The organism is Kitasatospora sp. NPDC088861 (genome assembly GCF_044750105.1).
Taxonomy (GTDB): Bacteria; Actinomycetota; Actinomycetes; order Streptomycetales; family Streptomycetaceae; genus Kitasatospora.
This window is the reverse complement of sequence record NZ_JBIVJF010000014.1, coordinates 168,347-189,283: the sequence shown is the minus strand read 5'-3', so window position 1 is coordinate 189,283 and position 20,937 is coordinate 168,347. Positions and strand designations below refer to the sequence as shown.

14 protein-coding genes are annotated in these 20,937 nt (G+C 75.4%); 5 read left to right on the top strand and 9 right to left on the bottom strand.

The window, feature by feature from the left end:
- Positions 1-20: 20 nt before the first annotated feature.
- Both ACIP37_RS23720 and ACIP37_RS23715 read right to left on the bottom strand, forming a co-directional pair.
- Positions 21-2,423: a DUF5682 family protein gene (locus ACIP37_RS23720; RefSeq protein ID WP_400809144.1), complete on the bottom strand. Its 2,403-nt coding sequence runs from the start codon at positions 2,421-2,423 to the stop codon at positions 21-23.
- A complete protein-coding gene (locus ACIP37_RS23715; protein WP_400809141.1) occupies positions 2,420-3,532 on the bottom strand; it encodes an AAA family ATPase in 1,113 nt (370 codons plus the stop codon). The genes ACIP37_RS23720 and ACIP37_RS23715 overlap by 4 nt, the downstream gene beginning before the upstream one ends.
- A 149-nt stretch (positions 3,533-3,681) precedes the next feature.
- Between ACIP37_RS23715 and ACIP37_RS23710 the strand changes: the two genes are divergently transcribed.
- Both ACIP37_RS23710 and ACIP37_RS23705 read left to right on the top strand, forming a co-directional pair.
- Positions 3,682-4,980, top strand: a complete 1,299-nt coding sequence (locus tag ACIP37_RS23710) for an SWIM zinc finger family protein (RefSeq protein ID WP_400809138.1) — start codon at positions 3,682-3,684, stop codon at positions 4,978-4,980.
- A gap of 28 nt (positions 4,981-5,008) precedes the next feature.
- Complete coding sequence (locus ACIP37_RS23705) at positions 5,009-6,610, top strand: DUF5691 domain-containing protein (RefSeq protein WP_400809136.1); 1,602 nt, start codon at positions 5,009-5,011, stop codon at positions 6,608-6,610.
- Positions 6,611-6,752: 142 nt separating this feature from the next.
- On the opposite strand, the gene ACIP37_RS23700 is transcribed toward ACIP37_RS23705, so the two are convergent.
- Positions 6,753-7,160: a cobalamin B12-binding domain-containing protein gene (locus ACIP37_RS23700; RefSeq protein WP_063351339.1), complete on the bottom strand. Its 408-nt coding sequence runs from the start codon at positions 7,158-7,160 to the stop codon at positions 6,753-6,755.
- Between the two features lie 382 nt (positions 7,161-7,542).
- Between ACIP37_RS23700 and ACIP37_RS23695 the strand changes: the two genes are divergently transcribed.
- Positions 7,543-8,382: a peptidoglycan DD-metalloendopeptidase family protein gene (locus ACIP37_RS23695; protein ID WP_363625918.1), complete on the top strand. Its 840-nt coding sequence runs from the start codon at positions 7,543-7,545 to the stop codon at positions 8,380-8,382.
- Positions 8,383-8,388: 6 nt separating this feature from the next.
- Here the strand turns inward: ACIP37_RS23695 and pcrA are convergent, their stop codons facing one another.
- From pcrA to ACIP37_RS23680, 3 genes are all read right to left on the bottom strand, one after another.
- Positions 8,389-11,016 carry a DNA helicase PcrA gene (gene pcrA / locus ACIP37_RS23690; protein ID WP_400809133.1) on the bottom strand — a complete coding sequence of 876 codons (2,628 nt, stop codon included), beginning with the start codon at positions 11,014-11,016 and terminating at the stop codon, positions 8,389-8,391.
- A 148-nt stretch (positions 11,017-11,164) separates the two neighbouring features.
- On the bottom strand, positions 11,165-11,842 hold the full coding sequence (locus ACIP37_RS23685; protein ID WP_350877187.1) for a response regulator transcription factor: 678 nt from the start codon (positions 11,840-11,842) through the stop codon (positions 11,165-11,167).
- On the bottom strand, positions 11,835-13,292 hold the full coding sequence (locus ACIP37_RS23680) for a PspC domain-containing protein (protein ID WP_400809129.1): 1,458 nt from the start codon (positions 13,290-13,292) through the stop codon (positions 11,835-11,837). The genes ACIP37_RS23685 and ACIP37_RS23680 overlap by 8 nt, the downstream gene beginning before the upstream one ends.
- Before the next feature lie 134 nt (positions 13,293-13,426).
- Between ACIP37_RS23680 and ACIP37_RS23675 the strand changes: the two genes are divergently transcribed.
- A complete protein-coding gene (locus ACIP37_RS23675; RefSeq protein WP_363580172.1) occupies positions 13,427-14,863 on the top strand; it encodes a PspC domain-containing protein in 1,437 nt (478 codons plus the stop codon).
- Positions 14,860-15,069 (top strand): hypothetical protein, encoded by a 210-nt coding sequence (locus ACIP37_RS23670; protein ID WP_363580170.1) that lies wholly within the window; start codon positions 14,860-14,862, stop codon positions 15,067-15,069. Before ACIP37_RS23675 ends, ACIP37_RS23670 begins: the two co-directional genes overlap by 4 nt.
- Positions 15,070-15,085: 16 nt before the next feature.
- On the opposite strand, the gene ACIP37_RS23665 is transcribed toward ACIP37_RS23670, so the two are convergent.
- The 3 genes from ACIP37_RS23665 to ACIP37_RS23655 form a co-directional block, all read right to left on the bottom strand.
- Complete coding sequence (locus ACIP37_RS23665; protein WP_400809124.1) at positions 15,086-16,123, bottom strand: ubiquinol-cytochrome c reductase iron-sulfur subunit; 1,038 nt, start codon at positions 16,121-16,123, stop codon at positions 15,086-15,088.
- Positions 16,124-16,316: 193 nt separating this feature from the next.
- Complete coding sequence (gene guaA, locus ACIP37_RS23660) at positions 16,317-17,912, bottom strand: glutamine-hydrolyzing GMP synthase (protein WP_363580166.1); 1,596 nt, start codon at positions 17,910-17,912, stop codon at positions 16,317-16,319.
- 1,094 nt (positions 17,913-19,006) lie between these two features.
- On the bottom strand, positions 19,007-20,731 hold the full coding sequence (locus ACIP37_RS23655; RefSeq protein WP_400809120.1) for a hypothetical protein: 1,725 nt from the start codon (positions 20,729-20,731) through the stop codon (positions 19,007-19,009).
- Between the last annotated feature and the right edge of the window lie 206 nt (positions 20,732-20,937).

The following is a 20,937-nucleotide window of genomic DNA, read 5'->3' as shown; positions in this document are numbered from 1 at the left end:
CAGGTCCTCCTTCACGGGTGTCAGGTGTTGCGGCCGGCGGCCTGCCGGGGGATCCGGGGGCGGGCGCCGAGCAGCAGGGCCACCACCGGGACGGCGGCGTCGGCCCGGGCCCGGTCGAGGGTGCCGCCCGGGGTCCGGGCCGCCGGGGCCTCGCCGAGCGGGCCGGCCGCGACCCGGCCGCCGATGGTGCTGCGGACGCCCGCCTCCAGCCCGGCGAAGGTGCGACGCAGCAGCGGCAGGACGTCGGTGAAGACCTCGCCGGGCACGCCGGTCAGCCACTCGTCGAGCAGGGCGAGCAGGCGCGGGTCGTGCAGCAGCAGGGCGCCGCCGCCGGTGAGGAAGCCCTCGATCCAGCCGGCCGCGTCCGCCGGGGCGTTGGCGGTGGACAGGACCAGCCGCAGCCGGCCGGCGGCCTCCTCGGAGTCGAGCCGGCCGTCGTCCAGCAGCAGCCGGACGGCGCGCCCGCGCAGCAGGCCGGGGGCTCCGGTGGCCGGGCCGCCGGCCGGCTCGCGGCGGGCCAGCGAACGCAGGGCGGCGGCCCAGCGGTCGGCCAGGCCCTCGGAACCGTCCGGGCCCGGGGAGGCTGCCGGGGTGCCCGGGCCCGCTGATTCGTCCGGGGCGTCCGGGCCTTCCGGGCCTTCCGGCTCCGGACGAGCGGCCGGGCCGAGCAGGCCGATCGCGCCGTGCACCTCGTCGAGCCGGCCGCGCATCGCCGCCGCCCCCTCGGCGTCCAACCCGACGCAGGCGGGCGGCAGCCCGACGCAGATCCGGTCGGCCAGGCCGGTGGCGACCTCGCCGAGCGCGCCGTGGTCGGTGCCGCGCACATCGCCGTAGCGCAGCGCCCGGACCAGCGCGGGCAGCGCCCCGGCCAGGTGCGCGACGTCGGTGTCCAGGGCAGCGCAGTCGGCGAGCACCCGCATCACGGCGGGCAGCGCGCCGGCCAGCCCGGCCAGCAGGCAGGTCTCCACCAGCCCGGTCAGCTCGGCGAGTTCGACGGCGGCGCGGGCGCTGCCGACGGCCTTGCCGGTCGCCGCCTCCTCCACCGTGGTGCCCCACTGGGCGGCCTCGGCGATCCGGACCGCGAACTCGGGCTGCCAGCACAGCCGCCAGCTCTCCCGGAACGTCCCGGTCGAGTTGACCGCCGAGCGGGCCGGCACGCCCCAGTCGACGCCCAGCAGCCGCAGCCGGTGCAGCAGCCGCGAGCGGGCCGCGTCGGTGTCCTTGCGCAGGTCGAGGTCGAGGTCCTTCGGCGCGGCCTCGGGCTTGAGCCGCAGCGTGCGCTGCCAGCGGGTGAGGTCCCGCTGGAGCGGCACCGCCGGTGCCGCGTCCGGGACTTCGCCGAGCGCGTCGCCGACCACCAGGCGGTCCCGGACGAGTTCCAGGGCGACGTCCGAACCCTCGCAGAGCACCGCGCGGACGGCGTCCAGGGTCTCGGTCAGCCCGGCCAGCGGGCGGCCGCGCAGCACCGCCAGCGTGCGGGCGAGCCGGACCGCCTCGATGACGTGGGCGGAGGAGACCGGGTGGTCCTCGGCGCGCAGCAGTTCGGCGGCCCGGGTGAGCCAGCGCGGCACCGGATCGCCCTCGGTGCTGAACAGGTGGTGGTACCAGCCCGGCGACCGCACGCCCGCGCCGTAGCCGGTGGCCTGGGAGAGCCGGCGGTGCGTCCACGGCACCCAGGTGATGTCCGTCCTCACCTTCCGCGGCAGTCCGGCGAGCAGCGCCCGGTCGTGCGCGACCGTCGGCAGCACCGCCAGCGCGGGCACGTGGAAGGCCCCGCACACCACGGCGATCCGGCGGTGCCCGGCGCGGCGGGCGGCCCGGATCTGCTGGCGCATGTACGCCTCGCGCAGGTCGTCCCGCCGGGACTCGCCGAGGCCCTCCGCGCGCAGCACCGCCATCGCCTCCGCCACGGCGGCGAACGGCGCCAGTCCGTCCGGGTCGTCCCCGCCGCCGTCCGTACCGGGCGCGGCGGGCGCGCGGTGCTCGACCACGTCCTCCCACCAGCGCTCCGGGTCGTCGTACCCGGCCGCCTCGGCGAGCAGCGCCAGCGGGTCGGCGACCGGCCCGGCGGGCTCCCCCGGCTCCCCGGCCTCCGGGGCGGGGCCGAGACCGTACCCGGCGGGCAGGTCGATGAAGCGGACCGGCAGCTCCCGCTCGACGCCGTAGCGGATCGCCACCCACTCCGGGGAGAACTCGGCGTACGGCCAGAACGCGGCCCTCGCCGGGTCGTCCACCGCGTGGGCCAGCAGCGCGACCGGCGGCACCAGGCCGTTCCCGGCCGCGAGGTGGACGATGCCGTCGGCCTCCGGCGGGCCCTCGATCAGCACCGCGTCCGGCCGCCAGCGCTCCAGCGCGGCGGCCACCGCCCGGGCCGAGCCCGGGCCGTGGTGCCGGATGCCGAGCAGCGCGACGTCCTCGGTCATCGCACCTCCTCGCGGGCGGCCCGGTAGAAGTCCTTCCAACCGTCGCGCTCGCGCACCACCCCTTCGACGTACTCGCGCCACACCGCGTGGTCCGCCACCGGGTCCCGGACGACGGCACCGAGGATGCCGGCCGTCACGTCCCCGGCGCGCAGCACGCCGTCCCCGAAGTGAGTGGCCAGGGCGAGGCCGTTGGCCACCACCGAGATCGCCTCCGCCGTGGAGAGGGTGCCGCTCGGGCTCTTGACCTTCGTCCGCCCGTCCGTCGTGATCCCGGCCCGCAGCTCGCGGAACACGGTGACCACCCGCCTGATCTCCTCGGCGCCGCCGGGCAGTTCGGGCAGTTCCAGGGAGCGGCCGAGCTGGTTCACCCGGCGGGTGACGATGTCGACCTCCTCCTCCAGCGAGCCCGGCAGCGGCAGCACGACGGTGTTGAACCGCCGGCGCAGCGCGCTGGACAGCTCGTTGACGCCGCGGTCGCGGTCGTTCGCGGTGGCGATCACGTTGAAGCCGCGCACCGCCTGCGTCTCGCCGCCCAACTCCGGCACCGGCAGCGTCTTCTCGGACAGGATGGTGATCAGGCTGTCCTGCACGTCGGCCGGGATCCGGGTCAGCTCCTCGACCCGGGCGAGCTTGCCGTCCGCCATCGCCCGCATCAGCGGCGAGGGCACCAGGGCGTCCCGGCTCGGGCCGTCGGTGAGCAGCCGGGCGTAGTTCCAGCCGTATCGGACGGCCTCCTCCGGGGTGCCGGCGGTGCCCTGCACCAGCAGGGTGGAGTCGCCGCTGATCGCGGCGGCCAGGTGCTCGGACACCCAGGTCTTCGCGGTGCCGGGCACGCCGAGCAGCAGCAGCGCGCGGTCCGTCGCCAGGGTCGTGACGGCGACCTCCACCACCCGGCGCGGGCCGATGTACTTGGGGGTGATCGGGGTGCCGTCGGGCAGTTCGCCGCCGAGCAGGTACGTCGCCACGGCCCACGGCGAGAGCTTCCAGCGCTCCGGGCGCGGACGGTCGTCCTGCGCGGCCAGCGCGGCCAGTTCACCGGCGAAGGCGTCCTCGGCATGCTGCCGCAGAACGTCGGTCACGGGGGCTCCTTCGGGTCGGCCGCCGGGCACACGGGTGCCCCGGCGGCAGGGTGATCGGGGGGAGCTGGGGCCGGCGTCCCGGCCTGTGGGAACCACCCTGCACCCCGGCACTGACAAACCCCGGGGCGCTCCCGACGGGCAGTCAGCCGATGTCAGTGGCACCGCCTACCGTCGGTCGCATGGAGGAACGCTGGAGCACCGAACACGTCCTGTCCCTGGCACCTGACGCCGCGTCGCAGAAGGCGGCCGGCAAGCTCTCCTCGCCCGCGCCCTGGTCCGGGGCGGGCACCGACGGCACCGCGCTCTGGGGCGAGTGCAAGGGCAGCGGCAGCACGCCGTACCGCACCGTGATCGAACTCGCCACGCCCGCCTACCAGTGCAGCTGCCCCAGCCGGAAGTTCCCGTGCAAGCACGCGCTCGGGCTCCTCCTGCTGTGGAGCGGCGCCCCGGAGACCGTCCCCGCCGCCGAACCCGCCGCGTGGGCGGCCGACTGGCTCACGTCCCGCGAGGAGCGCGCCGAGAAGCGCGCCGCGCCCCCGGCCGACCCGGCCGCCGCCCGCCGCCGGGCCGAGCGGCGCGGCGCCCGGGTGGCGGCCGGCGCGGCCGAGCTGCGGCTGCGCCTGGCCGACCGGATCCGGCACGGCCTGGCCGACCAGTCCACCGCCGGGCCCTGGGAGGAGGTCGCCGCCCGGATGGTCGACGCCCAGGCCCCCGGCCTGGCCACCCGGGTCCGCGAACTCGACGCCGCCCCGCAGGACCGGCTCCTGGAGGAGTACGCGATGCTGCACCTGCTCGCCACCGCCGCCACCCGCGTCGACGAGCTGCCGACCGAACTGGCCGCCACCGTCCGCACCCGGGTCGGCTACCCCACCGACACCGCCGAGATCCTGGCCGGCCCCACCGTGCGCGACCGCTGGCAGGTGCTCGGCAGCCGCGACTCCGCCGACGAGCGGCTCACCACCCGCCGGGTCTGGCTGCGCGGCGCCAAGACCGGCCGCCCCGCCCTGCTGCTCGCCTTCGGCCGCCCCGGCCAGGCCCCCGACCTCGCCCTGCCCACCGGCCACCTGCTGGAGGCCGACCTGGCCTTCCACCCCGGCGCCCGCCCGCTGCGCGCCGCCCTCGGCACCCGCTACGGCGCCCCCGGGCCCGGCCCGGCCGGCCCGCCCGACGGCCTCACCGTCGCCGAGGCGGTGGCCGGCTACGGCACCGCCGTCGCCGACGACCCGTGGCTGGACAGCTGGCCGACCGTCCTCGCCGGCGCCGTGCCCATCCGCACCCCGGACGGCTGGTACCTGACGGACGGCCATCACACCCTGCCCGTCCGCACCTCGGCCCTCCCGGAGGCGGCCCTGTGGCGGCTGGCCGCGGTCTCCACCGGCCGCCCGCTGACGGTCTTCGGCGAGTACGGCCACCAGGGCTTCGCCCCGGTCACGGCCTGGGCCGGCCACGACCGCCCGATCGGCCTCACCACCGTCTAGCGTCCAGCACACCTCAGGAGCATCGAAGATGACGATCACCCAGGACCCGTGGGAGACCCTGCACACCACCGCCCTGCTCGGCACCGACCGCCGCCCGCTCCCGGCCACCACCCTGCCGCTCGCCGACACCGTCGACCAGGCCGACCCGGCCACCGCGCTGCTGGAGCTGGCCGCCCTCGCCACCGTCCGCCGCCGGGCCGGCGCCCTGCCCGTCCCGGCCGCCGGACCGCCCGGCCCGCCCGCCCCCGAGGACGGGCGCCCCGAGCTGCCCGCGGCGGCCGCCCGCCGGCTCGCCGTCCTGCTGGCCGGCCGGTCCGGCGGCAGCGGCGGCGCCACCCTGGCCAACCTCGCCGAACTGCTCCCGCAGTGGCTCGCCACCGCCCGCACCCGGGGCCTGCGCCCGCCCGGCGCACTGATACCCGGCCTGCTCGACGCCGCCCGCGCCCGCAGCGAACTGCGCTCCGACGCCGTCGCGCTGGCCGGACCGCTGGGCCGCTGGCTGGCCGAACAGAACCCCGACTGGCGCTTCGTGCTGCGCACCGCCGCCCCCGATCCGGCCGAGCAGCCCGGCGGCCCCGTCGACCACCAGCTGTGGCACGAGGGCCTGTTCGCCGAGCGGGTCACCCACCTCACCCTGCTGCGCCGCCGCGATCCGGCCGCCGGCCTGGAGCTGCTGAGCGGCACCTGGTCCACCGAGCGCGCCGAGGACCGCCTGCTCTTCCTGGACTCCCTCCAGGACGGCCTCTCCGCCGCCGACGAGCCCTTCCTGGAGGCCGCCCTCGGCGACCGCAGCAAGAACGTCCGCGCCACCGCCGCCGAACTGCTCTCCACCCTGCCGGGCTCGGCCCTCGCCCGGCGGATGGCCGAGCGGGCGGGGGCCGCCGTCCGTCTCGCCGCGACCGGGACGCACCTGCTGGTCACCCCGCCCGCCGAGTGCGACGCGGCCATGCAGCGCGACGGCATACCGCTCAAGTCCCCCACCGGGCGCGGCGAACGGGCCTGGTGGTTCGGCGAGGTGATCGCCGCCGCACCGCTTCGGCTCTGGCCCGAGAGCACCGGCCTGACACCCGAGCAGCTGCTCGCCCTGCGGGTCGGCGACAGCATCGACGAGACCAGCAGCAGCTGGGCCGACGACCTGCGCGAGGCCTGGGCGCGCGCCGCCGTCCGCCAGCACGACGCCGACTGGGCCCGGGCGCTGCTCGGCCCGGCACCCGCACCGCCCGCCCGCGGCGCCGGACGGGCCCGCGCGCCCCGTGTCACCGGCGCCCCCGCCAAGCTGCTGGCCGTCCTCCCGCCCGAGGAGCGGGCCGCCTGGACGGCCGCGTTCATCGAGGTGCACGGCCTGGGCGAGGCCTTCCAGCTGCTCGGCGCCTGCGGCACGCCGTGGACGCCGCCGCTGTCCACCGCCGTGGTGACGGCCCTGGCCCGCGCCGCCGGCTCCGGCGCGTACCCGTGGAGCCACAGCGGGGTGCTCGGGATGACGGAACGCGCGCTCGCCCCGGAGACGGCGTCCGCCGTGGAGGAGCTGGCCGCCGGGGCCGCGCCCGACTCCGCCTGGTCGGAGACCTTCGCCCGGCTGGCCGGGACGCTGCGCTTCCGGGCCGCGATGCTCGCCGAACTCGACACCTGACGCCTGACGCCTGATGCCTGATGCCTGATGCCTGATGCCTAGCGAGTGTCCGGCGCCCGCTCCCGAAGCGGCAGAACGACAGGACGACAGGACGGGCCGGCCCCGCCGAAGCCTGGGGCCGGCCCGTCCCGCACCGTCAACCTCAGCCGGCCGCCCGTAGGTTGGCCGCGACCCAGGCCACGACGTCCCGGGTGGACGTGCCCGGGGTGAAGATGTCCGCGACGCCCATCGCCTTGAGCTCGGCGATGTCGTCGTCCGGGATGATCCCGCCGCAGAAGACCTTGATGTCAGCCGCGTCGCGCTCCTTCAACAGCTCCAGCACCCGTGCGCACAGCGTCATGTGGGCACCGGAGAGGATCGACAGCCCGATGCCGTCCGCGTCCTCCTGGATCGCGGTGTCGACGACCTGCTCGGGCGTCTGGTGCAACCCGGTGTAGATGACCTCCATACCGGCGTCGCGCAGGGCACGCGCAATGACCTTGGCGCCACGGTCGTGACCGTCGAGCCCCGGCTTGGCGACCACCACACGGATCGGCCCCGACACACTCATGACTGCCTCCTGGACCTCGTCGTCCACCATCCGACCGGACCTCGCGGGCCACGGGTGCGGTTAACGGTCGATAACCAACCTGAGGGGAGGTTAGCGCCACCCGGCCCGGTTGGCCGCGCCACCTCCCAAGAGGAGGGCAAAGTCACAGCCCCCGGCCTTGCTACCAGTGGGTATGCCCGTCCACCCGTCCACCGCACAGACCCCCGGCCGACCTCTTGACAACCGGAGGTTTTTCCGGGGCGTCGGCCTTGCGGATACAGTCTCGGCTGTTTTCTCCCCGCTTCCCCGGTACCGCTTCCCCGGTACCGCTTCTCCCTGTCGCTTTCCCCGCCGCTCCCCTGCCCGACGACGCGCCCCAGGCCCACCGAGGAGGCAGCCCCCGATGGCTCCCGACGCAGCCGCCCGCCCGACCCGTGCGGAGCTGCGCCTCGCCGCCCGCGAGCAGTCCCGCGCCCAGCGCCGCGGCGCCGCCAAGGCCGCCACCAGAACCGCACTGCTGCGGGTCGCGCTGCCGTCGGTGGCCGCGCTCGGGGTCGCCGCCGCGGCGGCCGTCACCGTGCGGGACGAGGCCGATCAGCACGCCCAGGCGGCCGGACGGACGGCACGGACGGCGGTCGACGCCCCGGGCACCCAGGACAGCCCGAAGAGCCCGGACAACCCGGCCGACGGCGGCGCCGAAGCCGCCAGGACGGCCGCCCGGCAGGCGGTCGCGGCCGGCGACCCGGCCCAGGCCTCCCGCGGTGACGCCCGCCAGCCGCTGGCCGGCGCCCAGCCCGCCGACGCCCAGGGCACCCCGGACGCGCAGCCGAGCGCCGAGCCCGTCAAGCCCAAGGTGGTCATGCCGGTCGCCCGGCACGGCCTCGGCGAGCTGTTCGGCGAGGCCGGCACCCACTGGGCCAACCGCCACACCGGCATCGACTTCCCGGTGGACGGCGGCTCCGAGGTGATGGCCGTCACCGACGGCACGATCCGCACGCAGTGGAACCCGTCGTACGGCTACATGACGGTGCTGAAGATGTCCGACGGCACCGAGGCCTGGTACTGCCACCTGCGGGCGTACAAGGTCCGCAAGGGGCCGGTGAAGCAGGGCGACGTCATCGCCTTCGTCGGCAGCAGCGGCAACAGCACCGGGCCGCACCTGCACTTCGAGATCCGCCCGGCCGGCAGCGGGCCGGTCGACCCGCTGCCGTGGTTCCTCTCGAACGGGCTCGACCCCCGCTAGGGAAGGCTAGAGCTTCTCCACCGGCGCGTAGCGCAGCAGCAGTTGCTTGCGGCCCTCCGAACCGAAGTCGACCGTGGCCTGCGCCCGGTCGCCGACGCCGGTGACGCCCACCACCGTGCCCAGCCCGAAGGTGTCGTGGGTGACCCGGTCCCCGACCGCGAGCGAGACGGCGTCCCGCTCGACGACCTGGCCGCCGCGCCGCGCCGACTGCCCCCAGCCCGCCTTCGGCTTCGCCGAGGCCGACGAGCCCGAAGAACCCGACGAGGAGCGCGAACCGCCGCCCCCCGACGAGGACTTGCCCCAGGACGACCCCGAGGAGAAGCCGCGCGCGGCCGGCGCCTGCGCCGCCCCCGTCCGCTTCCACTCCACCAGGTTCTCCGGGATCTCCTCCAGGAACCGCGAGGCCGGGTTGTACGCGGGCTGCCCCCAGGCGCTGCGCAGCACCGAGCGGGTCAGGTATAGCCGCTGCCGCGCCCGGGTGAGCCCCACGTAGGCGAGCCGCCGCTCCTCCTCCAGCTCCTTGACCTGGTTGAGCGCCCGCATGTGCGGGAAGATCCCGTCCTCCATGCCGGTCAGGAAGACCACCGGGAACTCCAGGCCCTTGGCGGTGTGCAGGGTCATCATCGTGATGACGCCCCGGCCCTCCTCGTCGTCCGGGATCTGGTCGGAGTCGGCGACGAGCGCGACCCGCTCCAGGAAGTCGGGGAGCGAGCCGACCGGCGGGGTGCCCTCCTCGTCGGCGTCGGGCCGTTCGCCCGGGTCCTGCTCGTACTCCAGGGCGACGGAGGCGAGTTCCTGGAGGTTCTCCACCCGGGTCTCGTCCTGCGGGTCGGTGGAGGCCTGGAGTTCGGCCAGGTAGCCGGTCTCCTCCAGGACGGCCTCCAGCACCGCGGCCGGGCCCGCGCCCGACTCGACGACCTGCCGCAGCCCGGCCATCAGGACGTTGAACTTCTTCACCGCGTTGGCCGAGCGCGCGGCCATCCCGTACGCCTCGTCGACGCGCAGCAGCGCCTGGGCGAAGGAGATCCGCTCCCGCGCGGCCAGCGCGTCGACCATCGCCTCGGCCCGCTCGCCGATGCCGCGCTTGGGCACGTTGAGGATCCGGCGCAGCGGCACGGTGTCCTCCGGGTTGGAGAGCACCCGCAGGTACGCCAGGACGTCCCGGACCTCCTTGCGCTCGTAGAAGCGCACCCCGCCGACCACCTTGTACGGCAGGCCGACCCGGATGAACACCTCCTCGAACACGCGGGACTGGGCGTTCGTCCGGTAGAAGATCGCGACGTCGCCGGGCTTGGCGTCGCCCGCGTCGGTGAGCCGGTCGATCTCGTCGGCGATGAACTGGGCCTCGCCGTGCTCGTCGTCCGCGACGTAGCCGACGACCTTCTCGCCGTGCTCGCCGGCCGTCCAGAGCTTCTTCTCGCGCCGGTTGGCGTTGCGCTCGATGACGGCGTTGGCGGCGCTCAGGATGGTCTGCGTGGAACGGTAGTTCTGCTCCAGCAGGATCGTGGTCGCGTTCGGGTAGTCCTCCTCGAACTGGAGGATGTTGCGGATCGTCGCGCCGCGGAAGGCGTAGATCGACTGGTCCGCGTCACCGACGACGCACAGCTCGGCCGGCGGCACCTCGGACAGGCGCCCGGCGGCCGGGTTCACGAACTCCCCGTCCACGGTGCGCTTCGGCGCGGCCGCGACGGATCCGCCGCTCAGCTCGCGGACGAGCATGTACTGGGCGTGGTTGGTGTCCTGGTACTCGTCGACCAGGATGTGCCGGAACCGGCGCCGGTAGTGCTCCGCGACGTCGGGGAAGGCCTGGAGCAGGTTCACCGTCGTCATGATGATGTCGTCGAAGTCCAGCGCGTTGGCCTCGCGCAGGCGCCGCTGGTAGAGCGTGTACGCCTCGGCGAGCTTCTTCTCCATCGGGTTGGCGGCCTGGTCGGCGAAGGTCTCCTCGTCGATCAGCTCGTTCTTCAGGTTGCTGATCTTCGCGGTGAAGGACTTCGGCGGGAACTGCTTCGGGTCCAGGTCGAGGTCGCGGCAGACCAGCGACATCAGCCGCTGCGAGTCGGCCGAGTCGTAGATCGAGAAGCTGGAGGTGAAGCCCAGCACCTTGGACTCGCGGCGCAGGATCCGCACGCACGCGCTGTGGAAAGTGGACACCCACATCGCCCGGGCCCGCGGGCCGACCAGCGCCTCGACGCGCTCGCGCATCTCGCCGGCGGCCTTGTTGGTGAAGGTGATCGCCAGGATCTCGCCCGGCTGCACGCCGCGGGCGCCCAGCAGGTGGGCGATCCGGTGGGTCAGCACCCGGGTCTTGCCGGAACCGGCGCCGGCCACGATGAGCAGCGGCGAGCCCGCGTGCAGCACCGCCTCGCGCTGCGGGTCGTTCATGCCCTCCAGCAGCTGCACCGGATCCACCACCGTACGGGCGGCGCCGTTGCGGTACCAGGCGTCCCGCGCGGTCTCGGCGGCGTGGTCGGTCTGGAACAGCCCCTCCGGGATGGCCTCCTCGTAGGCCTCGTACGGGGCGTCGTCCTCGTACGGCGGGGGCTCCTCGTCGAGGGGCACGGCGGGCTGCTTCGACCCGGCGGCGGGTGCCTCGAAACCGGGGAGCGGGAGGTCGTCAAAGAGGCTACTCATGGCACTCCGAGTCTATGGCCACCCACCGACAAGCCCGCCCGGCCCGGAGGAACCGGACCGGGCGGGCTCGCGACCGGGGCTCAGCGGCACGTGGGCTCAGCGAGGCACCGGCTCAGCGGCGCACCGGCTCGGCCGCCCAGGCCGGGGCTCAGACCAGACGGCGGGCGGTGGCCCAGCGGGTCAGTTCGTGCCGGTTGCTCAGCTGGAGCTTGCGCAGGACGGCGGAGACGTGGCTCTCGACCGTCTTCACCGAGATGAAGAGCTGCTTGGCGATCTCCTTGTACGCGTAGCCGCGCGCGATCAGGCGGAGCACCTCGCGCTCGCGCTGGGTGAGGCGGTCCAGGTCCTCGTCGACCGGCGGGGTGTCGGTGGCGGCGAAGGCGTCCAGGACGAAGCCGGCCAGCCGGGGCGAGAACACCGCGTCGCCGTCGGCGATCCGGAAGATCGCGTTGACCAGGTCGGTGCCGGTGATGGTCTTGGTGACGTAGCCGCGCGCGCCGCCGCGGATGACGCCGATCACGTCGTCGGCGGCGTCCGACACCGACAGGGCGAGGAACTTGACCCCGCCCTGCTCGCCCATCACCCCGGCCGAGCGGCGCAGCACCTCGACACCGCCGCCGCCGGGCAGGTGGACGTCCAGCAGCACCACGTCCGGCCGGGTCTCGGCGACGACCCGGACCGCCGACTCGACGTCGTCGGCCTCGCCGACCACGTCGATGCCGGTCGCCTCGGTGCGGCCGATCTCGGCCCGAACCCCGGTGCGGAACATCCGGTGGTCGTCCACCAGGACGACTCTCGCGGTGCGCTCCGGCGCTGCCTCAGTCATTCGTTCTCTCCATCTCCAGCTCGACCTCGGTCCCGCCGTCCGGCGCGGGCCGCACCCGTGCGGTGCCGCCGTTGCGCTTCATGCGGCCGATGATCGACTCCCGTACGCCCATCCGGTCCTCGGGCACCGTGTCGGGGTCGAAGCCGGGACCGTGGTCGCGGACGAACACCGACACCGTCTTCCCCTCCACCTCGGCGTAGACCTGGACCGGTCCCCCGCCACCGTACTTGGCCGCGTTGACGGTCGCCTCCCTCGCGGCCTGCATCTGGGCCGCGATCCGCTCGTCCATCGGGCAGTCGCCGACGATCACCACCTCGACCGGGACGCCGTGCCGGTCCTCGACCTCGGCGACGACGGCGCGCAGGCTCTCCGCCATGGTGTCGGGCGCGGCCTCGGCGGCGGCCTCCGGGCGGTACAGCCACAGCCGCAGCTCGCGCTCCTGGGCACGGGCCAGCCGCAGCACCTCCTTGGGGTCCTCGGCCCGGCGCTGGATCAGGGTCAGGGTGTGCAGCACCGAGTCGTGGACGTGCGCGGCGATCTCGGCGCGCTCCTGGGCGCGGATGCGCGCGGTGCGCTCGGCACCGAGGTCCTGCCACAGGCGCAGCCCGTACGGGCCGAGCAGCACCAGCACCCCCGCGAGTACCGCGAGCGAGGCCTCGACCACCGAGCCGAGCGTCGAGCCGCTGCCCTGCATGGCGAGGAAGGCGATGGTGCCGGCCACCACGAGCAGCACGCCGGCACCGACCCGGGTGTAGGCGCCGCGCCGCTTGTCGCCCTCCTCCAGGCCGAACCAGCGCTGCCAGCGCGAGTCGTCGGCCTGCCGCCAGACCAGCGCGACGCCGACGCCGATCGCCAGCAGCGGCCAGGTGTACGGCTTGGCGGTCTGCAGGCCGAGCGCGTTGAGCAGGGCGGTGATGCCGATCACCATCATCACCAGGGCCGCGAGCTGGCCGAGGCCGCCCTGCCCGGTCTTGCCGCCCGCGCCGTCCTCCCCCTCCGCGGGGGCCGCGGCCGGCTCGCCCTGGAGGGCGTGCTGGAGCAGTTCGCGCAGCCGGCCGAGCCAGCCGCCGCGGCCCTTGCTCAGCGCGCCGCCCGGCTGCTGCCCCGAACCGGTCGGGACGAAGGCGCCGTTGACGTACACCCAGTGGGCGGCGCCGCGCTGCGCGGGCTCGCCGATGCCGATCGGCACCACGAACCAGAACGCCGCGTACAGCAGGGTGCCGATCCCCTGCGCGAAGAACAGCAGCACGAACGCGAGCCGCACCCACCGCACCGGGAGCCCGAGGTGCACCGCGAGCCCCTGCGCGACGCCGCCGAGCATCCGCCGCTGCGGGCTGCGGTAGAGCCGGCGGTACGGCGGCCGTCCGCCGTCGGGCGCGGTCGGGTCGGTGCCGCCCGCCGGCACGGCGTCGGGGGCGAGGGATCGGGGGTCGGAACCGGGTGCTGCCACGCCACCGATGGTTCCACGCCCGCGCACACGGACGCATCAGGGTGTGCCCCTGACCCCTTCTCAGGGACAAGTCAGGGTCCGGGCAGGGCTCGCACCGGTTGGGCCGGACCGGGGCAGCCGGGAGGATGGTGCCCATGACCGACGACCACCGCATCCAGGAGACCGGGCCCGCCGCCCCGCCGGAACCGGACCGCCCCCCGCTGACCAGGACCGAGCACCACCGCGTGGTGGCCGGCGTCTGCGGCGGCCTCGGGCGGCACCTGGACATCGACCCGGTGGTCTTCCGGGTGGTCACCGTGGTGCTCTGCCTCTCCGGCGGCCTCGGGCTGTTCCTGTACGGCCTGGCCTGGCTGATCGTCCCCACCGAGCCGGTGCCGGACGGCCGGGGCGGCACCCGGCACGGGCGCACCGAACTCCAGCGGGTGCTCACCGGCCGGGTGGACGGCCAGTCGGTCGGCGCGGTGCTGCTGGCCGTGATCGGTACCGGGGTGTTCTTCTCCTCGATGGGCCAGGACGACCAGCTGTTCCCGCTGCTGCTGCTCGCCGGCCTGGTCTTCCTGGCGGTGCGCTACGACCCGGACCGCCGCCGCGGCCGGGTGCGCCGGCGCCGCCGCGGCGGCCCGTACGACCGCCACTACCCCGACGGGGACCAGTACGGCCCGTACCCGTGGTCCGGGCCGGAGGACGACGAGGCCGCCCGCGCCCGGCACGCGGCCGAGCGCGCCGCCGGAACGGTGCCCGCCGACTCCCCGGCCCCCGGCCCGACCGGCTACCTGTGGGACCCGCGCCACCCCGAGCGCAACCCGTACGGCGCCGGCCCCACCCCGCCGTTCGGCACCCCGGTGCCGCCGGCGGGCGGCCCGGCCCAGCCCTGGTGGCAGCGCGTCGACCTGCCCGCGGGCGACCCTCTGCGCAAGGACGGCCCGCCCGGCCGGCCCCGGCCCGCCGCCGTCCGGCAACGCCGGGAGCGGTCCGCACTCGGCTTCTTCGGCCTGCTGCTGGCGATCGGCGCGGGTGCCGCGGTCTGGTCCGCCTCGGCCGGCCACACCGACGTCACCGTGCTGAGCGCGACCGTGCTGGCCACCGCGCTGCTGGTGATCGGCCTGACGCTGCTGCTCGGCGCGAAGTTCGGCCGGGCCCGCAAGCTCGCGGTGACGGGCCTGCTGCTCACCCTGGCGCTGGTCTTCGTCGGCCACTCCCCGGACTCCATGCGCAACGCCGTCGGCCGGCGCGACTTCACCGTCGTCGCCTCGGCCGAACTCCAGCCCCGGTACTCCCTGGGGGCCGGCCGGCTCCAGCTGGACCTGAGCGGGCTCGACCCGGCCGGGGCCACCCTCACCAGCAAGGTCGAACTCGGCGCCGGCGAGCTGACCGTCGTCCTGCCGCCGGACGTGACGGTGAACCTGGTGGCCCGGGTGGGCCTCGGCGACGTCTCCACCCCCGGTGAGCGCAACAACGGCACCGGCCGCCACACCTACCTGCTGCCACCCGGCAGCGGCCATCCGTCCAAGGGCACATTCGACCTCGAACTCGCGGTCGGGATCGGCAACATCAAGGTGGTCCAGCAGTGAGGAAGCACCGGCTCGACCTGTTCTCGCTGATCGCGGGGGCGCTGTTCAGCACGATCGCGGTGGTCTACCTGGTCGCGGCACTCAACGACCAGGCGGTGAACGGCCGGATCGTCATCCCGGTCACCTTCATCGTGCTCGGCCTCGGCGGCCTGGCCGGCGCGGTCGCGGCGGTCGCCCGGCGCGGTCGCACCGACCGCCGGGACTGAACCCGCCCGATCAGGCTCAGCCCTGCAGCGGCCCGAGGTTCAGCTTGTCGCCGTCCTGGGTGACGGTGTACTTCGGCAGCGGCTTGACCGCCGGCCCGTTGACCACCGCGCCGGTCGCGGCGTCGAACCGGGAACCGTGGCAGGGGCAGTACAGCTGGCCGTTCTTCGGGGCGTCGACCGCGCAGCCGGAGTGGGTGCACACCGCGGACAGGCCGCAGTACTGGCCCGCCTTGGGCTGCACGATGTAGACGGCGTCCCCGGTGGCCGGGTCCTTGACCTGGGCCGAGCCGCCGACCGGCACGCTCGCGGCGGCCACCGAGGGGGCCGGTCCGGACTGCGCCGGGGTGGTGGCCGGGGCCGCGGACTGCTTGGGCGCGGAGTGCTTGGCCCGGCCGAAGGTCCGGGTGAGCGAGCCGGTGAGCAGCCCGGCGCCGCCGATCGCGACGGCGGCGATCCCGCCGTCCACCAGCGCCCGGCGCCTGACGCGGTCCTCGCCCAGCCCGCGCCCCCGCTCCCGGCCGGCCCGCCGGGCGAGGTAGCCGTCCACCGACAGGTCCGGGGTGCCGGCCAGCAGCAGCGGCGTCCAGGCCATCAGGTAGCCGAGGTCGTTGCCCAGGTAGTAGGGCGAGACGCTCCAGCTGATGGACAGCCAGAGGCTGAGGTTGATCAGCGCGCCGCCGAGCGCCGCGACCCGGCCCCAGAGGCCGAGCAGGGTGCCGAGGCCGACCGCCAGCTCACCGAAGGCGACGGCGAGCGCGAACAGGGTGGGCGCGTCCAGGGCGGCGCCGAGCAGGAAGGAGATCGGGCTGCCGCCCCTGGCCGCCTGGGTCTGCGAGACGAACGACGCCGGGTCGGCCGCCCCGGCCAGGTAGTGCGCGTCGGACAGTTTGTCGAGGGCGGCGTACACGAAGGTGACGCCGAGGAAGAGCCGCAGCGGCAGCAGCGCGTACCGGGACGCGGACGCCCGCCACTGCGCCGCCCGGTCGGCCGGCCCGGCCGCTCCCCCGTCGCCCGCTTCCCCGTCACCCGCCACGGAGTTGCCAGCCTCCGACATCGCTCACACCTTCCCTCGCGGCCCGCCACTCCCTGACAGGTCCGGTCCGCATTCTGCCCGCTCCCGATCGCTTTCGGTGGGAGGTCCCCACCCCGGCGGCGACCGCCCCACCGCGAACGGCCGCGCCGTCGTTCCCTGGTACGGGAACGACGGCACGGCCGTTCAGCAGCGGCTCAGCGGCCGGCGGGAGTGCTCACTCCCACTCGATGGTGCCCGGCGGCTTGCTGGTGACGTCGACGACGACGCGGTTCACGTCGCGGACCTCGTTGGTGATCCGGGTGGAGATCTTGGCCAGCACGTCGTACGGCAGGCGCGACCAGTCGGCGGTCATGGCGTCCTCGGACGAGACCGGGCGCAGCACGATCGGGTGACCGTAGGTGCGGCCGTCGCCCTGCACGCCCACGCTGCGCACGTCGGCGAGCAGCACGACCGGGCACTGCCAGATCTCGCGGTCCAGGCCGGCCGCGGTCAGCTCCTCGCGGGCGATCGCGTCGGCGTCGCGGAGCAGGTCCAGCCGCTCCTGGGTGACCTCGCCGACGATCCGGATGCCCAGGCCCGGGCCCGGGAACGGCTGGCGCTGGACGATCTCCTCCGGCAGGCCCAGCTCCTGGCCGACCATCCGGACCTCGTCCTTGAACAGCTTGCGCAGCGGCTCGACCAGCTGGAACTGGAGGTCCTCGGGCAGGCCGCCGACGTTGTGGTGGGACTTGATGTTGGCGGTGCCGGTGCCGCCGCCGGACTCCACCACGTCCGGGTACAGGGTGCCCTGGACCAGGAAGTCGACCGACTCGCCGTGCTCGCCGGCCTCGGCGACGATCTCGGCCTGGGCCTGCTCGAAGACCCGGATGAACTCCCGGCCGATGATCTTGCGCTTCTCCTCGGGGTCGGTGACCCCCTTCAGCGCGTTCAGGAAGCGCTCCGCGGCGTCGACCACCTTCAGCTGCACGCCGGTGGCCGCCACGAAGTCCTTCTCGACCTGCTCGGTCTCGCCCTTGCGCATCAGGCCGTGGTCGACGTACACGCAGGTCAGCTTGGAGCCGATGGCCTTGTTGACCAGGGCCGCCGCGACCGCGGAGTCCACGCCGCCGGAGAGGCCGCAGATCGCGCGCTTCTCGCCGACCTGGGCGCGGATCAGCGCGACCTGCTCCTCGACCACGCTGCCGGTGGTCCAGGTCGGGGCGATGCCGGCGCCGCGGTAGAGGAAGTGCTCCAGGATCTGCTGGCCGTGGTCGGAGTGCAGCACCTCGGGGTGGTACTGGACGCCGTAGAGGCGGGCCTCGTCGTTCTCGAAGGCCGCGACCGGGACCACCGCGGTGGACGCGGTGACGGTGAAGCCCTCCGGGGCGGCGGAGCAGGCGTCGCCGTGCGACATCCACACCGAGTGCTCCGCCGGAACGCCCTCGAACAGGGTGGAGCCGGTGCGGCTGACGGTCAGCGGGGTGCGGCCGTACTCGCGGGCGCCGGTGTTGTCGACCGTGCCGCCGAGGATCTTGGCCATCAGCTGGAAGCCGTAGCACATGCCGAAGACCGGGACCCCGGCCTCGAAGATCGCGCGGTCGAGCTGCGGCGCGCCCTCTTCGTAGACCGACGACGGACCGCCGGAGAGGATGATCGCCTTGGGGTTCTTGGCGAGCATCTCGGCGACCGGCATGCTGCTCGGCACGATCTCGCTGTAGACCCGCGCCTCACGCACCCGACGGGCGATGAGCTGGGCGTACTGGGCGCCGAAGTCGACCACCAGGACGGTGTCGTTGTCCGGCGCGGACTGGACGGGAATTGCAGAGGACACAGACGGCCTTCCGGCAGCGGTACGAGAGGTGTCACACCGAACCGCTTCCCCGGCGGGGGCCGCGGCGGCGACGGGTGGGGGTGTCTGGACACCGATTCTACCGGGCTGTCCGGTTTCACTCGTCTGCCCGTCCAAACGACCGTGACCGGGCGGGGCCGCCTTTCGTTGCTTCAGACGACCGTACGACCGCGCCGCGCCCGCCAGACGCGCCGCCTTCGCCCCGGCCAGGGGCGCCGCCGTACGGACTGCAGGACCACGCGTGGAGCTTCATCCCAGTCCACCGGCGCATGTGGCACCGCCGCCCCGGCCCCGCCGGGAGCGCGGTGCCGTGGGACCGTGCGCGGGTGCCGCGGCCGGACAGCAGGGGACAGCGACCCCGGCCGCGACTGGACCGAGAGGTGGGACGGCCGGTCCCCGGGGACGCCCGGGCCGGTCGTCGCACCCCCCGCCGCGAGCCGGGCACACCCGGGCGCACACCCTTCCCCGTCCCGCGCCGCTACGCGCGTCCCCGTGCGCCGCAGCCACCCACACCACTACGCACCGTGATCATCGACGCCTCGCGTCGGCACCTGCCCGCAACCGCCCGACGGGGCGGGGCGAGGCCCGCACCCGCGCCCGGGCCACACCAGGGAGTCGGCACCCGCACCAAATGCGCTGGGCCGAACTGTGCCGAATCGGTTGCAGAGCAAGCCCTTCGTCCAGCACGATGCTGCGTGGAAGCGGTTCTCCCGGCGGCCGGCAGGCTCACCGCGGAGACCCCGACCGCTGCCGCCGCACTGGGCGACAGCCCCGTACGTCACCTCACGCTCCGTGAGCGAAGGCCCGGCGCAGACCTGCGCGCCGACCCGCCGCACCGCGAGCGTGCGCGCCCCGCGCCACCGGCCACCCACGCCGGCCCGCGACGGCGCGACCCCTGAGCCGACCGACCCGACGGCGCCCCTCCCCCGGCGCCGTCACCCCCAGCACCGGCGCAGCCCTGACGCCGCGTGCTGAGCGACAAAGGGCCCCGTTCCCCCGCGGGGCCCTTTGCCCTGTCCGGGCCGCTCCGCCCACGGACGCTCCGCTCAGGGCTGCTCCGCTCGCGGCTGCCCGGCTCAGGGCTGCTTGCGCCAGACGCTCGGATCGACCGGCTCCTCGGCCGGCGAGCCGGGCGGCGGCACCAGCGGCGCGTCGTCCGAGCCGACCACGTCGCCCACCGCCGCCCCGGAGGCGTACGGCTGCGGCTCAGGCCCGGCCTCGTACGGCGCCCCCGGCGACGGCACCGCGCCGTACGGGGGCGCGCCGTACGGGGGCGCGCCGTAGGCGTCCTCGCGGGCCACCGCGCCCCGGCCGCGGACGGCCGCCAGCAGCGGCGGCACCAGCAGCGCGCCGATCGCCGCCCAGACCAGGTTGGCCACCAGCACGCTGGCGAAGCCCAGGCTGATCGAGGTCTCCCGGGACAGCACCGTCTGGTTCGCGAAGGTGTTCCACCCCGGGGTCGCCGAGGACGTCGAGGTCGTCATCAGCGCACCGCCCACCGCCATCAGCGCGGTGAGCGCCACGGCGTGGACGGCCGCCAGCCGGAGCCGGTCGGCCGCGTCCAGCCGCCGCCGGTACGCCGACCAGCCGAGGACGCCCGCCGTGGCGAGGGCCAGCAGGCCGGTCCAGCGCCAGTCGGCGGTCTGGTCGTGCAGGTCGAAGAAGGAGACCTCCATGCTGTCGGGGGTGTCCTGCCAGTCGCCGCCGATCGCGGCCGCCGCGTCGCTCGCCCCGCCGCTCGCCCCGCCGCTCGCCCCGCTGAACGCCTGCAAAGTCGCCCCCGAGCCCAGGCCGAGCAGGCCCAGGCCGAGGTTGGGCAGGAAGGCCGCCGAGACCGGTGTCTGCCAGCCCTCCTCGCTGTTGACCGCGACCAGCACGAAACCCGTCACCGAGGCCAGGCCCAGCGACAGTGCCAGCGCCCGGCCGCCCGTGAGCGCGGCGACCGCCCAGCCGCGCACCGCCCGGCTGCGCCAGGCGGCCCAGCGCAGCGCGTCGGTGCCGTGGACGGCGAAGGCCGTCAGCGCGGCGAGCAGGGCGGTCCAGCCGGTCGCCTCCAGCCAGCCGGAGTCCACGGTGTACGTCACCCCGAGGGCGCGGCCGACGAGGCCGGTGCGCTGCGGCTGCCAGGACGTCCCGCCGGCCAGCCCGAGCAGCGCGGTCACCGCCGCCAGGACCACCGCGGTACGCAGCGCCTCGCCCGCGGCCTGGGCTCGGGTCAGCTGGAGGCCGGCGGCCCGGCGGCGGCGCGCCCCGGTCCGCAGGCCGAGCCAGAGCGCCAGCGCCCACAGCACAGTGACCGTCAGCGGCACCGCCCGGAACAGCGCGTCCATGCCCTCCGCGTCGCCGCGCCGCAACGCGCTGGTGTACCCGAGCTTGAACGGCGCGCCGAGCGCGCTCAGCGCCATCGACAGGGCGGCGCCGAAGCGCTCGCCGAACCCGGGCGCCCGGACCAGGTAGGCGTACTGGTAGTCGCTCGGGATCGCCACGATCAGCGCCGCCAGCAGCAGCACGGCGGTCGGGGCGGCGGCGACCAGGAGCGCCGGGCGCCAGTCCGCGCCGAGCAGCTGGCTCAGCACGGTCGGCCGCCCGGCCCGCGGGTCGTACGGCTGCCCGGCGCCCCAACTGCCCAGCGTGGGCGGCCCGGCGGGCTGCGGGTGGCCCGGGCCGTAGCCGGGCGGCGGGCCGTAGCCGGGCGGCGGAGGCGGCGGAGGCGGCGGCGGGTACCCGGGCGCGGCGGACGGCGGACCGTACGCCGGCGGGGGCGGTACGGCAGGCGGAACGACGGGAGGTACCGCGGGCATGGCGGCCGTCGGCGGGGGCGGCGTCAGCGGCCGCCCGCACGAGACGCACGCGGACGCCCCTTCCACCGATGCCGCGCCGCACGATGCGCAGATGGCCATGGACCGGTTTCCCCCCGCTCGACGAGTTCCTGGTCCCCCAGAAAGCCCGTTTATCCCATCGGATCCGAACGAATGTCAACCGGGTACCGAGCCGGGCGGGTTGGCCC

Bases quoted from the DNA above. Each gene is read 5' to 3' on its own strand.
- pcrA (WP_400809133.1), bottom strand. From the start codon at position 11,016: ATGAGTAGCCTCTTTGACGACCTCCCGCTCCCCGGTTTCGAGGCACCC.
- ACIP37_RS23705 (WP_400809136.1), top strand. From the start codon at position 5,009: ATGACGATCACCCAGGACCCGTGGGAGACCCTGCACACCACCGCCCTG.
- ACIP37_RS23685 (WP_350877187.1), bottom strand. From the start codon at position 11,842: ATGACTGAGGCAGCGCCGGAGCGCACCGCGAGAGTCGTCCTGGTGGAC.
- ACIP37_RS23695 (WP_363625918.1), top strand. From the start codon at position 7,543: ATGGCTCCCGACGCAGCCGCCCGCCCGACCCGTGCGGAGCTGCGCCTC.
- ACIP37_RS23665 (WP_400809124.1), bottom strand. From the start codon at position 16,123: ATGTCGGAGGCTGGCAACTCCGTGGCGGGTGACGGGGAAGCGGGCGAC.
- ACIP37_RS23710 (WP_400809138.1), top strand. From the start codon at position 3,682: ATGGAGGAACGCTGGAGCACCGAACACGTCCTGTCCCTGGCACCTGAC.
- ACIP37_RS23655 (WP_400809120.1), bottom strand. From the start codon at position 20,731: ATGCCCGCGGTACCTCCCGTCGTTCCGCCTGCCGTACCGCCCCCGCCG.
- ACIP37_RS23720 (WP_400809144.1), bottom strand. From the start codon at position 2,423: ATGACCGAGGACGTCGCGCTGCTCGGCATCCGGCACCACGGCCCGGGC.
- ACIP37_RS23675 (WP_363580172.1), top strand. From the start codon at position 13,427: ATGACCGACGACCACCGCATCCAGGAGACCGGGCCCGCCGCCCCGCCG.
- ACIP37_RS23700 (WP_063351339.1), bottom strand. From the start codon at position 7,160: ATGAGTGTGTCGGGGCCGATCCGTGTGGTGGTCGCCAAGCCGGGGCTC.